Annotated in this window: 8 protein-coding genes; 6 read left to right on the forward strand and 2 right to left on the reverse strand. The window is 73.5% G+C overall.

Annotated features, from left to right (window positions below; all coding sequences use genetic code 11):
* The first annotated feature begins 1 nt into the window (after position 1).
* Genes AB0E88_RS23575 through AB0E88_RS23595 form a run of 5 tightly spaced genes read left to right on the forward strand, consistent with a single transcriptional unit; the run spans position 2 to position 8,195 of the window.
* Complete coding sequence (locus AB0E88_RS23575; protein ID WP_361633571.1) at positions 2-895, forward strand: sugar ABC transporter permease; 894 nt, start codon at positions 2-4, stop codon at positions 893-895.
* Positions 892-1,797 carry a carbohydrate ABC transporter permease gene (locus tag AB0E88_RS23580; RefSeq protein ID WP_361633574.1) on the forward strand — a complete coding sequence of 302 codons (906 nt, stop codon included), beginning with the start codon at positions 892-894 and terminating at the stop codon, positions 1,795-1,797. Before AB0E88_RS23575 ends, AB0E88_RS23580 begins: the two co-directional genes overlap by 4 nt.
* A gap of 49 nt (positions 1,798-1,846) precedes the next feature.
* The gene (locus AB0E88_RS23585; protein ID WP_361633577.1) at positions 1,847-3,103 is read left to right on the forward strand and encodes a glycosyl hydrolase; all 1,257 of its coding nucleotides are present in this window, start codon (positions 1,847-1,849) and stop codon (positions 3,101-3,103) included.
* A complete protein-coding gene (locus AB0E88_RS23590; protein WP_361633580.1) occupies positions 3,100-5,151 on the forward strand; it encodes an endo-beta-N-acetylglucosaminidase in 2,052 nt (683 codons plus the stop codon). The genes AB0E88_RS23585 and AB0E88_RS23590 overlap by 4 nt, the downstream gene beginning before the upstream one ends.
* Positions 5,152-5,180: 29 nt before the next feature.
* Entirely contained in the window at positions 5,181-8,195 is a 3,015-nt protein-coding gene (locus AB0E88_RS23595; protein ID WP_361633583.1) for a glycoside hydrolase family 38 C-terminal domain-containing protein, read from the forward strand.
* 120 nt (positions 8,196-8,315) lie between these two features.
* Here the strand turns inward: AB0E88_RS23595 and AB0E88_RS23600 are convergent, their stop codons facing one another.
* Positions 8,316-9,710, reverse strand: coding sequence for a serine/threonine-protein kinase (locus AB0E88_RS23600; RefSeq protein ID WP_361633586.1), 1,395 nt, complete (start codon positions 9,708-9,710; stop codon positions 8,316-8,318).
* Between the two features lie 176 nt (positions 9,711-9,886).
* A complete protein-coding gene (locus AB0E88_RS23605) occupies positions 9,887-11,317 on the reverse strand; it encodes a lipase maturation factor family protein (protein WP_361633589.1) in 1,431 nt (476 codons plus the stop codon).
* Positions 11,318-11,472: 155 nt separating this feature from the next.
* Between AB0E88_RS23605 and AB0E88_RS23610 the strand changes: the two genes are divergently transcribed.
* Positions 11,473-13,560 carry a SpoIIE family protein phosphatase gene (locus AB0E88_RS23610; RefSeq protein ID WP_361633592.1) on the forward strand — a complete coding sequence of 696 codons (2,088 nt, stop codon included), beginning with the start codon at positions 11,473-11,475 and terminating at the stop codon, positions 13,558-13,560.
* Positions 13,561-13,760: the final 200 nt, after the last annotated feature.

Below are 13,760 nucleotides of genomic sequence, written 5' to 3' on the forward strand. Positions count from 1 at the left end.
CGTGGCCGGCTCCACCGTCTCCCGGGTGCGGCGCCAACTGCCGTCCAGTCCCTGGCTGTTCGCCGCTCCCGGCTTGCTGATCATCGGCGCGTTCATCCTGTGGCCGTTCCTCTCCACGGTGATCAACGCCTTCACCGACCGCCGCACGCTGGTCCCCGGGCAGTTCGTCGGGCTCGCCAACTTCCGTGAGCTGCTGCACGACGACATGTTCTGGACCGGCCTGCGCAACAGCGCCCTCTACGTCGTCGGCGTGGTCCCCGCCCTGGTCGTGCTGCCGCTGCTGCTGGCCCTGCTGGTGCAGAAGAACATCCCCGGCATCGCCTTCTTCCGGTCCGCCTTCTACACCCCGGTCGTCGCCTCGATCGTCGTCGTCGGCCTGATCTGGGTGTGGCTGCTCGACGAGCGCGGACTGGTCAACTCCCTGCTGGAGACGGTCGGCGTCGGCCGGATCGGCTTCCTCAGCGACCAGTGGCTGCTGTTGCTGAGCGCCATGGCCGTCACCGTGTGGAAGGGCCTCGGCTACTACATGATCATCTATCTCGCGGCGCTCGCGAACGTGCCGCGCGAGCTCCACGAGGCCGCCGCCGTGGACGGGGCGGGCGCCGTTCGCCGCTTCCTCACGGTCACGGTGCCCGCCGTGCGCTCCACGATGGTGCTGGTCGGCGCGCTGTCCTCGGTCGCCGCGTTCAAGGTGTTCTCCGAGGTGTACCTGATGGCCGGCCCCAGCGGCGGCCCGGCCGGCGAGGACACCACCCTCGTCATGCTGGTCCAGCGCACCGGCACCGGCCTGACCGGCCGCGTCGGCTACGCCTCCGCGATCTCCCTGGTCGTCTTCGTCGTCACCGTCGCCCTGATGCTGCTCGTGCTGCGCGCCGACCGGAAGGAGGACCGGTGAGCGTCCTCGACACGGCGCGTCCCGCGCCGCCCACCGAGGCGGCCCACGAGCCCCGCCTCACCGACCAACACGGCCGCCGCATCCGGATCTGGGAGCTGGCCTGGCGCTACGTCCTGCTGCTCGCCGTGCTGGCGCTGACCGTCGGCCCGTTCCTGTGGCAGCTGTCGACCTCCCTCAAGGGACCGACCGAGGACATCTTCAGCTCCCCGCCCCGCTTCCTGCCCGAGCACCCCACCCTGCACAACTACGAGCGCGTCGCGGACACCATCCCCGTCTGGGACTACGCCCTGAACTCGCTGAAGGTCGCCGCCGCCAACGTCGTCACCAACTGCGTCGGCTCCGCCCTCGCCGGCTACGCGCTCGCCCGGCTGCGCTACCGGGGCCGACGCGCCGCCACCCTCGCCTTCATCCTGGCCATGCTGGTGCCGGTCGAGGGCATCGTCATCGCCCAGTTCACCACGATGCGCGAACTCGGCCTGAACAACACCCTCGTCGGCGTCGTCCTGCCCGGCTCGATCGGTGCGATGAACGTGCTGCTGATGCGCAACGCCTTCCTCAACCTGCCGTACGAGATCGAGGAGGCCGCGTTCGTCGACGGCGCGAACGTCTGGCAGCGCTTCACCCGCATCGCGCTGCCCGCGGTCAAGGGCACCCTCGCCGTCGTCGCGATCTTCGCCTTCATGGGCGCCTGGGACGACTTCCTGTGGCCGCTGATCGTGCTCAGCGACCCGTCCCGGTTCACCCTCACCATCGGCCTGAACTACCTGCACGGCACGTTCGCGAACGACGAGCGTCTCGTCGCCGCCGGCACCGTCATCGCCGTCGCCCCGCTCATCGTCCTCTTCGCCTGCCTCCAGCGGTACTTCTTCCGCGGGGTCGGCGAGGGCGCGGTGAAGGGCTGAACCCCTCTCGAAGCCCGCCGTCCAGGAACCCCTCCCAAGGACCTCGCACATGCCCGCTGCCCCGCGCTTCGGCGTCAACTACACCCCCAGCGAAGGGTGGTTCCACCACTGGCTCGACTACGACCCGGGCGCCGTCCGCGCCGACCTCGACTCCATCGCCGCCCTCGGCGTCGACCACGTCCGCGTCTTCCCGCTGTGGCCCTACTTCCAGCCCGACCGCGCCCTGATCCGCCCCCGCGCGATCGAGCACCTCCTCGACCTGGTCGACGCGGCCGCCGAACGCGGCCTCGACGTCAACGTGGACGGTCTCCAGGGCCACTTGAGCAGCTTCGACTTCCTGCCCGCCTGGACCCGCACCTGGCACCGGCGTAACCTCTTCACCGACCCCGAGGTCCTCGACGGCCAGGCCGCCTATCTGCACGCCCTGTCCGCCGCGCTCGCCGACCGCCCCGCCTTCCTCGGCATGACGCTGGGCAACGAGGTCAACCAGTTCTCCGCCGGCCCCCACCCCGACCCCGACCGGGCCACCGCCGACCAGATCGACGCCTGGCTGGAACGCATGCTCGCCGCCTGCGAGAAGGGCGCCCCCGGGCGGCTGCACCTGCACGCCGAGTACGACGCCACCTGGTACCAGGACGACCAGCCCTTCACCCCCGCCCAGGCCGCCCGGCACGGCGCCGTCACCGCCGTCCACTCCTGGGTCTTCAACGGCACCGCCCAGCGCCACGGCCGCACCGGCGTCCCCACCGAACACCACGCCGCCTATCTGATCGAGCTGAGCAAGGCGTGGGCCGACGACCCGGCACGGCCGGTGTGGCTCCAGGAGGTCGGCGCCCCCGCCCCCCTGATCCCGCCCGAGCACGCCGCCGCCTTCACCGAGGCCACCATCGCCGCCGCCCTGGACTGCCCCGGCCTGTGGGGCGTCACCTGGTGGTGCTCCCACGACGTCTCCCGCTCCCTCGCCGACTTCCCCGACCTCGAGTACGGCCTCGGCCTGCTCACCAACGACCGCCGGCCCAAGGACACCGCACGCGTCCTCGCCCGGGCCGCCCGCACCCCCAGGGACACGCCCGCACCACGCACCACGGCCCTCCTCGTCCCCGCCGACCCCGCACAGCGCTCCCGCTGCGCCCCCGGCGGAGCCGTCTTCGACGCCTTCTTCGGGCTCGTCGCCGACGGCGTCCGCCCCACCACCGTCCTTGACACCCGCGCCCAGGACACCGCCCATCTGGCCGCGCGGGGCATCACCGAGGTCGTCGCTCCCGAACAGGTACTCCCCACCCCACCAGGAGGCACCCGCTCGTGACCCCCACCAGACGCACCGTCCTGCTCGCCGCCGGGACCGCCGGCGCCGCCGCGCTCCTGCCCCCGCTGTCCGCCCGTGCCACCCCCGGGGCGACGGCGTCGCTCCAGCCGTACGCCTCCTACTGGTACCCGGACTCCCTGCCCGCCGGCAGCCCCGGTCCCGGCACCACCTGGCGCAGCCTGAAGACCTGGCGCCCGGCCACCGACCCCGACCTCGCCTTCAACGCGGCCTCCGTCCCGCTCGCGCCCCGCTTCACCCCGGCACCGGCCAACACCACCGCCCGCTCCGGGCAGGCCCGCGTCCAGGCGCTGGTCTCCTTCGGGCCGACGGCGGGCAACCCCTCCCAGGGCTCGGCGAGCGCCGACTACTACGCCCTCACCCACTGGGCGTACATCGACGAGCTGGTCTTCTGGGGCGGCTCCGCGGGAGAGGGCCTGATCCTCGCGCCCAACGCGCCGATCGTGGACGCCGCCCACCGCCACGGCGTGCCCGTCCTCGGCAACGTCTTCCTGCCGCCCGCCGCCTACGGCGGACAGCTGCGCTGGACCCGCGACCTGGTGCAGAAGGACGCCGCCGGCCACTACCCGCTCGCCGAACGACTCGTCGCGGTCGCCACCGCGTACGGCTTCGACGGGTGGTTCCTCAACGCCGAGACGGGCGGCGGCGACAGCGCGCTGGGGGCGGACATGCTCGGCTTCGTGCGCGAGCTGAAGACGCTGAGCGCGGCCCGCGGACAGCGGGTCACCTGGTACGACGCGATGACCGTGGACGGCGGAGTCGACTGGCAGAACGCCCTCACCAGCCGCAACCAGCCCTTCTTCCGGGCCGCCGACGACATGTTCGTCAACTTCGGCTGGAGCACGGCCGGCCTCGCCTCCTCCGGGGCCGCTGCCGAGCGGCTCGGCCGCAGCCGCTACGACCTGCTGGCGGGTGTCGACGTGGAGGCGAACGGCTGGAACACGCCCGTGAACTGGGACGCCGTCGTGCCCAGCGGATCTCAGCACGTCACCTCCATCGGCTTCTACCGGCCGGAGTGGACCCGCAACCACCTCCCCGGCGACCGGCGCGGCCCCGGCGACTTCCACGCGGCCGACGACCGCTTCTGGACCGGGCGGGCACTGGACCCGACGCGGCCCGATCCGGCCGACCCCTGGCGGGCGCCCGCCGTGTCCGTGGCCGACCGCTCGACGGTGACGTCCCTGCCGTTCGCCAGCGTCTTCAACACCGGGCACGGCCTGCGCTGGTACGAGGACGGGGCGGTCGTCTCCGACACCCCCTGGAACCATCTCGGGCTCCAGGACCGGCTGCCGTCGCGGCGCTGGGCCGTGCACACGGCGGGGCGGCGGCCCGCCGTCTCCTTCGACTTCGCGGACGCCTGGCGGGGCGGGAGCAGTGTCCTCGTCGACACCGAGGGCGGTGAAGGGGACGAGGCGGTGGTGATCGAGCTGTACGCGACACGGCTGCCGCTCGCCGCGAACCCGGTCGTCGAGCTGACCCATCGGGTCGACGCCGGAGCTGTGCACGTGGAACTGGGCGCGGCCACCGCCGAGCCGGGCACGCCGGGCACGCCACCGCCGTACGTCTATCTGCCGGTGAACGCCGTCGACGGCGCGCCCCGCGGCGGGCTCGTCAACGGCTGGCGGACCGTGACCGTGCCGCTCACGGGGCTGACCGGCACCACCCTGCGCGGTTTCGGGATCCGGCTCACCCCCGCCGGCGGCGGACCCGTCCGCTGGCGGCTCGGGCGGCTCGCCGTCCGCACCCACCGCACCACGCCGGCCGCACCCACCGGCTTCCGTGTCACCGCGGCCGCCGGCGGCGACGTGCGCCTGGCGTGGAACCGGCCGGGCGGCGACGTACGCCAGTACACCCTGCACCGCGTCCTGCCCGACGGCGGCCGCCGCTTCCTCGGCGCCACCGGACAGTGCGCCTTCCACACCGCCGGCCTGCGGCCCGAGCAGGGCGAGCGGGCCGCACGGTTCGAAGTGCGCGCGGTGGGGGAGCTGTACACCTCGTCGGCCCCCGCGACGTTGACCCACCCCTGGTAACCACCCGCGGACGATTACGGAGCACCCGCATGCATGACGACCGCAACCTGGTCGAAGCCCGCCTCAAGCGCGTCCTCGACGAGCGCATCCGCCCCGCCGTCCACCCCGAGTCCGTGCCGCTGGACGTGGCGGTGTGGCACGCGCCGGGCGAGCCGGTACCGGTCGCGGAGGGCCTGGCCGCGACACCCGAGCCGATCGCGGTCGGCGCCCGCTGGGGTGCTCCGTGGGGCACCAGCTGGTTCCGGGTCACCGGCACCGTCCCCCAGGCGTGGGCCGGAAGGACCGTGGAGGCCCTGCTCGACCTCGGCTTCGACGAGAACATGCCCGGCTTCCAGTGCGAGGGCCTGGTCTACCGGCCCGACGGCACCCCGGTGAAGGGCCTCAACCCGCGCAATCAGTGGGTGCGGATCGGGGCGCCCGTCGAGGGCGGCGAGGAGGTGCGGCTGCACGTCGAGGCCGCCTCCAACCCCGTCATCCTCGACTACCACCCCTTCGTGCCCACCCGGCTCGGTGACAAGGAGACCGCCGGCAGCGAGCCGCAGTACACGCTGACCCGGATGGACCTCGCCGTCTTCGACGAGGAGGTGTGGCAGCTGGCGCTCGATCTGGAAGTGCTCGGCGAGCTGATGGCCGAGCTGCCGGTGGACGCGCAGCGCCGCTGGGACCTGCTGCGCGCCGTGGAGCGGGCGCTGGACGCCGTCGACCTGCAGGACGTGAACGGCACCGCGGCCCGCGCCCGCGCCGAGCTGACGGACGTCCTCGCCGCCCCGGCCGTCCCCTCCGCGCACCGGATCAGCGCGGTCGGGCACGCGCACATCGACTCGGCGTGGCTGTGGCCGCTGCGCGAGACCGTCCGCAAGGTCGCCCGCACCACCGCCAACATGACCGCCCTCATCGAGGACGAGCCGGAGTTCGTCTTCGCCATGTCGCAGGCCCAGCAGTGGGCGTGGGTGAAGGAGCACCGGCCCGAGGTGTGGGCGCGGGTGAAGAAGGCCGTGGCGGAGGGGCGGTTCGTGCCGGCCGGCGGCATGTGGGTGGAGTCGGACACCAACATGCCCGGTTCGGAGGCCATGGCCCGGCAGTTCGTGCACGGCAAGCGGTTCTTCCTCGACGAGTTCGGTGTCGAGAACGACGAGGCGTGGCTGCCGGACACCTTCGGATTCGCGGCCGGACTGCCGCAGATCATCAAAGCGGCCGGCTCCAAGTACCTGCTGACGCAGAAGATCTCCTGGTCGCAGACGAACAGGTTCCCCCACCACACCTTTCGCTGGGAGGGCATCGACGGCACCCGGATCTTCACCCACTTCCCGCCCGTCGACACCTACAACTGCTCCATGAAGGGCAGCGAACTCGCCCACGCGGAACGCAACTTCAAGGACAAGGGGGTCGCCCGGCACTCCCTCGCCCCGACCGGCTGGGGCGACGGGGGCGGCGGCACCACCCGGGAGATGGTCGCCAAGGCGGCCCGGCTGAAAAACCTCGAGGGCTCGCCCACGGTGGTGTGGGAGCCGCCGCACGCCTTCTTCGCCAAGGCCGAGGCCGAGTACCCCGAGCCCCCGGTCTGGGTCGGCGAGCTGTATCTGGAACTGCACCGCGCGACCCTGACCAGCCAGGCCCAGACCAAGCAGGGCAACCGGCGCAGCGAGCACCTGCTGCGCGAGGCCGAGCTGTGGGCGGCGACGGCGGCGGTACGCACCGGGTTCCCCTATCCGTACGAGGAGCTGGACCGCATCTGGAAGACGGTCCTGCTGCACCAGTTCCACGACATCCTGCCCGGCTCGTCGATCGCCTGGGTGCACCGCGAGGCCCGCGCCACGTACGCACGCGTCGCCGCCGAACTGACGGGCATCATCGAGTCGGCCCAGCGATCCCTGGCCGGCGAGGGGCAGGTGCCGCTGGTCTTCAACGCGGCCCCGCACACCCGCTCGGGCGTCCCGGCCGGCGGCGCCGGGACCCCGGCGGCCGAGGGCCGGGCGACCCGGGAGGACCGCGCCGGCGGCGGGCACGTGCTGAGCAACGGCCATCTGCGGGTGGAGATCGACGCACGCGGCCTGGTCGTCTCCGTGTACGACGTCGACGCCGACCGCGAGGCTCTCGCGCCGGGCCGGGCGGCGGGCCTCCTCCAGTTGCACCCGGACTTCCCGAACATGTGGGACGCCTGGGACGTCGACAGGTTCTACCGCAACACGGTCACCGACCTGACCGACGCCGAGACGGTCGAGGCGGGTGAGGACGGGCAGTCCGTGCGGGTGACCCGTTCCTTCGGCTCCTCGAAGGTCACCCAGGTGCTGTCCCTGGCGCCGGGCGAGCGGCGGCTGCTGATCGACACGGAGGTCGACTGGCACGAGACGGAGAAGTTCCTGAAGCTGGCCTTCCCGCTCGACGTGCATGCCGAGCGGTACGCCTCGGAGACGCAGTTCGGGCACTTCCACCGTCCGACGCACACCAACACCTCCTGGGAGGCGGCCAAGTTCGAGGCGTGCAACCACCGCTTCCTCCACCTGGAGGAGCCCGGCTGGGGCGCCGCGATCGTCAACGACTCCACCTACGGCCACGACGTCACCCGCACGGTCCGCGCCGACGGCGGTACGACCACGACGGTGCGCGTCTCGCTGCTGCGCGCCCCGCGCTTCCCCGACCCCGAGACCGACCAGGGCGTGCACCGCTTCCGGCACGCGCTGGTGCCCGGCGCCGGGATCGGCGACGCGGTGCGCGAGGGCTGGCGGATCAATCTGCCCGAGCGGCGGCTGACGGGCGCGGGCGAGGTCGCCCCGCTGGTGACCGCCGACCGGGACGCGGTCGTGATCACGGCGGTGAAGCTCGCCGACGACGGCAGCGGCGATGTGGTCGTCCGCTTCCACGAGGCCCACGGCGGCCGCACCCGCGCCACCCTGACCGCCGGTTTCCCCCTCGGCGGGGTCACGGTCACCGACCTGCTGGAGCGCCCGCTGACGGACGTCCCGGCACCGGCCGTCGACGGCGACCGCATCGCCGTACGCCTGCGGCCGTTCGAACTGGTGACGTTGCGGCTGCGCAGGGGGTGAGCGGGGGCGGGGCGCCTGCCGGGGCATGCACGGGGCGGGACGCCTGTCAGGTGGTGCGCCCCGCCCCGGGGGCGAGGCATGCCCTGTCCCCGGGGCGGGCGTCCGTGCGGGCGTCCCCGGTCAGTGCTTGTCCTTCTTGCGGGCCTTGTGGTGGGCCTGCTTGCCCTTCTTCGCCGTGTCGCCGTGGCCGGAACGCGGCGGTGAGGCCGCGCTGCCGTGTCCGGCCCTGCCACCGCTGCCGTGCTCCCGGGACGGACCGGCCGTGACCGGTTCCCGGTCCGGGCCGGCCGGGGCGGGACGGGAACTCACCTCCAGGGCGGCGTCGCGCAGCCGCGGGGTTCCGTCGCCGGTGGGGGAGGCCGGAGCGGCCGGGGCCGCCCCGGGCCGTGCGGGGGAGGTGTGCGGCGCCTTCGGGGACGGGCTGCTGACGGCCCGTGTCGCCGCCTCCCCGCCGCTCCCGTGCGACGTGCCGTCGGCGACGGCGAGGGTGGCGGCCATGGCGGTGGCGAGGGCGACGGCTCCGCCGGCTGCCAGGAGGCGTCCGCGCGTGCCCTTCGGCGCGCCCGCGCCCGCGGCCGCGGCCGGTGACGGGCCGGGGCGGGTGGGCTCGGGGTCCCGGAGCGGTGCTCCGCCGGCCACCGCCACCACGCTCGTCACGGCGGCGGTGCGAGACAGGTCGGCGTGAGCGTCGGCGGCGGCCGGCGTGGACAGCGTCCGGGCGCACTCGTGCGCCGACGGGCGGTCGCCCGGGTCCAGGGCCGTCATCTCCCGCAGCAGTCCGGCGAGTTCCTCCGGGACGGACTCGGGCAGCACGGGAGCGCGGTGCAGTCGCGCGATCGCCGCCTCCAGCGGTGCGCCGTCGTACTCCAGCCTGGTCGTGAGGCATTCGAGCAGCACCAGTCCGAGGGCGTAGACGTCGGCGGCCGGGCCGACGGTCTGGCCGAGGACCTGCTCGGGGGCCAGATAGGCGGCGGTGCCGATGAGCGAGCCGGGGGCGGTGCGGGTGGTGGCGTCGAGCAGCCGGGAGATGCCGAAGTCGGTCAGATGGGGCCGGCCGGACGCGTCCAGGATGATGTTGGAGGGCTTGACGTCACGGTGCACGATCCCCGCCTCGTGCGCGTGGGCCAGGGCCCGGGCGAGGCCGGATCCCAGGGCGGCCGTCGCGTCCGGGGGCAGCGGGCCCGCGGCGATGCGCCGCTTCAGGGTCGGGCCGTCGATCAGCTCCATGACCAGGTAGGGCCTGCCCTCGTGCCGGCCGGCGTCGTAGACCGTGACCAGGCCGGGATGCTGCAAGCGGGCCAGGATCACGGCCTCGTTGTGGAAGCGTTCCTCCAGGTCGGCGTCGGCGCCCGTGCGGAAGACCTTCACCGCCACCGGACGTTCGAGACGCAGGTCCCGGGCGAGGTGGACGTCGGCCGCGCCGCCGGAGCCGATGAGCCTGTCCAGGCGGTACCGTCCGGCGAGGATGTCCGCGAAGCACCGGGACGGTGCCGGAGCCGGCTGGCGGAGCCGCATCTGTGTTCTCCCACTGCGTCAAGGGGCGCTGCGCGCCGGGCGCTCGGTTACCGGGGGGGTGCCCGACACGCGTACCCAGGCCGGCGCGCCCTATCCTCCCCCAGCCGGCAGCCGCCCTGACACCGGCTCAGGCAGGTCGGCGGGCTCGCCCACGAACGAGGTGTGCCCGGAGCGGTTCAGCTCCGCCGGCTCAGCCCGGCCATCCGGGTCGGCGGCAGGTACTCGCGCACGTACGTCCGGTCCCAGCAGGCGCCCGTCTCGCGCAGCTCCCGCCAGGTGGTGTACCGGTAACGGAAGAGGCGCGCGCGGACGAAGCGCGGGGGAGTGTCCGGTGGGAAGGGGGAACGGCGCAGCAGGCGCAGGGTGTCGCGGTCGTTCTCCAGCAGCCGCTCCACCAGCCCCTCGAACCAGGCTCCCGCGTAGGCCGGGGACAGCGCGGCGAACCACATCAGCCAGTCGAGACGCAGGTGGTACGGCGCGAACGGACGCGGCCAGTGCCGGGGATCCCCGGGCTTGCCCCTGAACTCGTACTCCCGCCAGTCGGAGTCCTCGCGCGGCACGTCGTCGAGGGTGCCCTCGACCACCACCTCGTAGCGGATCCGGCTGACGCTGCCGAACGCGCCGTAGGTGTTGACCAGGTGCAACGGGTCGAAGGAGCGGTTCATCACCTGGCGGCGCGAGATCATGTTGAGCACCGGGTGATAGCTGAGGAACAGCAGCAGCGCCGCCACCGCCAGCACCACCACCTCGTACCACAGCGGGGCGCCGGAAGGTGCGGACGCCGGGGCGCCGCCGTCCGGGAACCGGAGCGCCGGCAGGGCCAGCACGATCGTGATCCAGTTCAGCCAGGCGAAGTTGCCCGACAGCACCAGCCACAGCTGGGTGAGGATCATCAGCGAGGCGGCCGCCGTCGCGACGGGCTGCGGGGTGAACAGAAGGAACGGCACGATCAGCTGGGTGACGTGGTTGGCGGCCACCTCCACCCGGTGCAGGGGTTTGGGCAGGTGATGGAAGAACCAGCTCAGCGGGCCGGGCATCGGCTGGGTCTCGTGGTGGTGGTACAGGCAGGTCAGCTTCCGCCAGCACTCGTCCCCGCGCATCTTGATCAGGCCCGCGCCGAACTCCACCCGGAACAGGATCCAGCGCAGCAGGAACAGCACCACGACCGGCGGCGCCACCTCCCCGTTGCCGAGGAACGCGGCGAGGAACCCGGTCTCCAGCAGCAGCGACTCCCAGCCGAACGCGTACCAGGTCTGGCCGACGTTCACGATCGACAGGTACAGCACCCACGGCACCAGCCACAGCGCGATCGCCGCCCCCAGTGGCAGATACCCGTCCACCCCCGCCAGCAGCGCGGCCGACACCGCGCAGCCCGCCCACGCGCACGCGGCGAAGAAGCGGTCCGAGTAGCGCAGCTGGAACAGGCTCGGCGCCCGCCGGAACGGCACCCGGGCCACGAACCGCGGGATCGGCAGCATGCCGCGCTCACCCAGCAGGGCACGGAACTGCAGGGCCGCCGTGAGGAACGCGACGAGGTACACACCGGCCAGGGCCCGCTGGAGGACCAGCCGGCTCAGCCAGTAGTCGGATGCGGTGAACCAGTCCACGCTTCGGTGCTCCTCCCGTGCCATTCTCCCGCCGCCCGATCGTCACGCTCCGTGTGCCACGGCTCCGGCCGGGTAACCCGTACGAGGGCGAGCCGCCCGCCGTCGCCTGCCGCCTCCCGGTCGAAGAATCGGGCAAATCCTGGCAAGGTGGGCGCATGGTTGATCGGGGAGCGAGCGCCCTGTCCCTCCCGGACGACTGGCCCGCGCACCCGGATCCGATCCTGGCGCTCAACCGCATGGGCAGCTTCGACTGGGACCTGGACACGGGTCTGATGAGCATGGACGCCCAGGCGCACGAGGCGTTCGACGTGTCCCCGGACGAGTACGACGGCCGGCCCGAGACCCTCGCCGTCCGGGTGCCGCCCGGCGAGGCCCGCCGCCTGGACGCCCTGGTCGCCCAGGCCATCAAGGACGGCAGCGAGAACTACGGCGCCTACTTCCGCATCCGCTGCCGCGACGGCGAACTGCGCTGGACCCACACCCAGGGCTACATCCGCCGCGACGACAGCGGCCGTCCGCGCCGTATCGTCGGCATCGTCCGCGACGCCACCAGCGAACTCGACGAGTTCGCCGCCCACCGCCAGCAGGCCTTTCTCGACGAGGCCCGCCGTGAGCAGACCAACGTCGTCCAGCTCACCACCGCCGCCCTCGCCCACGCGCGCACCGTCCAGGACGTCATCGACGTCCTCAAGGACACCCACGGACTGGTCCACCTCGGCGCCGCCAGCCTCGTCATGGGCCTGGTCGAGGCCGGCCGTATCCGGCTGATCGCCGAGGGCCCCGCCGGCAGTTTCGTCCCCGGCACCCAGGTCACCCGCATCGACGAGCCGTACCCGATGAGCGAGGTCGTGCGCACCCTCAGCCCGCGGTTCATCGAGTCGCCCGCCGAGTTCGCCGCCGACTACCCGATCCTGTGGCCGCACCTCACCGACCTCCACATCACCTCGGCCGCCTATCTGCCGCTCATCGTCCAGGCCAGCCCGATCGGCGCCATGGGCCTGCTCTACAACGACCGGCGCGGCTTCACCCCCGAGGAACGCAACATCCTCGTCGCGCTCGGCAGCAGCATCGCGCAGAGCCTGCAGCGCGCCATGTTCTACGAGGAGGAGAAGGACATCGCGCAGGGCCTGCAGCAGGCCATGCTGCCCCGCACCATCCCCAGCTTGCCCGGCGCCGACGTCGCCGTCCGCTACCGCGCCGGCAGCGCCGGAGGCGTACTCGGCCGGGACATCGGCGGCGACTGGTACGACCTGATCCCGCTGCCCGGAGGCCGCGTCGGCGCCGTCATCGGCGACGTCCAGGGCCACGACACGCACGCCGCCGCCGTCATGGGCCAGCTGCGGATCGTGCTGCGCGCCTACGCCGCCGAGGGCCACACCCCGGCCACGGTGATGGCCCGCGCCTCCGTCTTCCTGCACGAACTCGACACCGACCGCTTCGCCACCTGCCTGTACGCCGAGGCCGACCTGTCCACCGGTGTCGTCCAGGTGGTGCGCGCCGGCCACATCGACCTGCTGGTGCGCGCCGCCGACGGCAGCTGCCGCCGGGTCGCCGTGGCCGGCGGGCTGCCGCTCGGGCTGTCCGCGGAGTTCGGCAGCCTGGAGTACCCGGTCGCCACCGTCGAACTCGACCCCGGCGACACCCTGCTGCTCACCACCGACGGCCTGGTCGAACAGCCCGGCGCCGACCTCGACGACGGCATGCTGGCGCTCGCCGCGTTCGTCGCCGCGGGCCCCGACGACGTCCGCGCGCTCGCCGACCGGCTGATCGAGGTCGCCGAGGAACGTGGCGGCGACGACGACGTCGCCCTCCTGCTGCTGCGCCGCCGCCCGCTGGACACCCCGCGCTCCGGCGGCCGCCTCCAGCAGCACGTCGCCCCCGGCGACGCCGAGGCGCTCACCCAGGCCCGGCACATGATCCGTGCGGCCGTGCGCGCCTGGGGCGCCCGCGAGCGGGCCGACGAGATCGAACTCGTCGCCGACGAGCTGATCACCAACGCCCTCATGCACACCGAGGGAGCCGCCATCGTCACCCTGCGGGTGCTCAACGGCGCCGACCGCAGGCTGCGCGTCGACGTCGAGGACTCCTCCAGCGCCCTGCCGCGCCGCCGCGAGGCCGGCGTGCAGGGCGTCTCCGGGCGCGGTCTGCTCCTGGTCGACCTGCTGACCGACGTGTGGGGCGTGGAGGCGCGCGGCGGCGGCAAATGCGTGTGGTGCGAGTTCGTGGTGGCCCCGCGGCCCTGACCGTCGCCGGGATCGACGGGTGCACCGTCGCCGCCACCGCGCCGGGCGCGGTGCGGTCACGCCCCCTGCCGGTCGCCGACCCGCCCGGGCCGCCCGGCGCCGTCGCCCCGCGCCCTGCGGTGACCGGCCCCGTGGGCGCGGCCGCCCCCCGCACCGCGACGGCCGCTCGCGCGCCCGGCGGCACCACCACCGGGCGGCCG

The organism is Streptomyces sp. NPDC028635, from assembly GCF_040637635.1.
Taxonomy (GTDB): domain Bacteria; phylum Actinomycetota; class Actinomycetes; order Streptomycetales; family Streptomycetaceae; genus Streptomyces.

Coding starts and splice junctions, on each gene's coding strand:
- AB0E88_RS23585 (WP_361633577.1), top strand. CDS start 1,847: ATGCCCGCTGCCCCGCGCTTCGGCGTCAACTACACCCCCAGCGAAGGG.
- AB0E88_RS23595 (WP_361633583.1), top strand. CDS start 5,181: ATGCATGACGACCGCAACCTGGTCGAAGCCCGCCTCAAGCGCGTCCTC.
- AB0E88_RS23600 (WP_361633586.1), bottom strand. CDS start 9,710: ATGCGGCTCCGCCAGCCGGCTCCGGCACCGTCCCGGTGCTTCGCGGAC.
- AB0E88_RS23610 (WP_361633592.1), top strand. CDS start 11,473: ATGGTTGATCGGGGAGCGAGCGCCCTGTCCCTCCCGGACGACTGGCCC.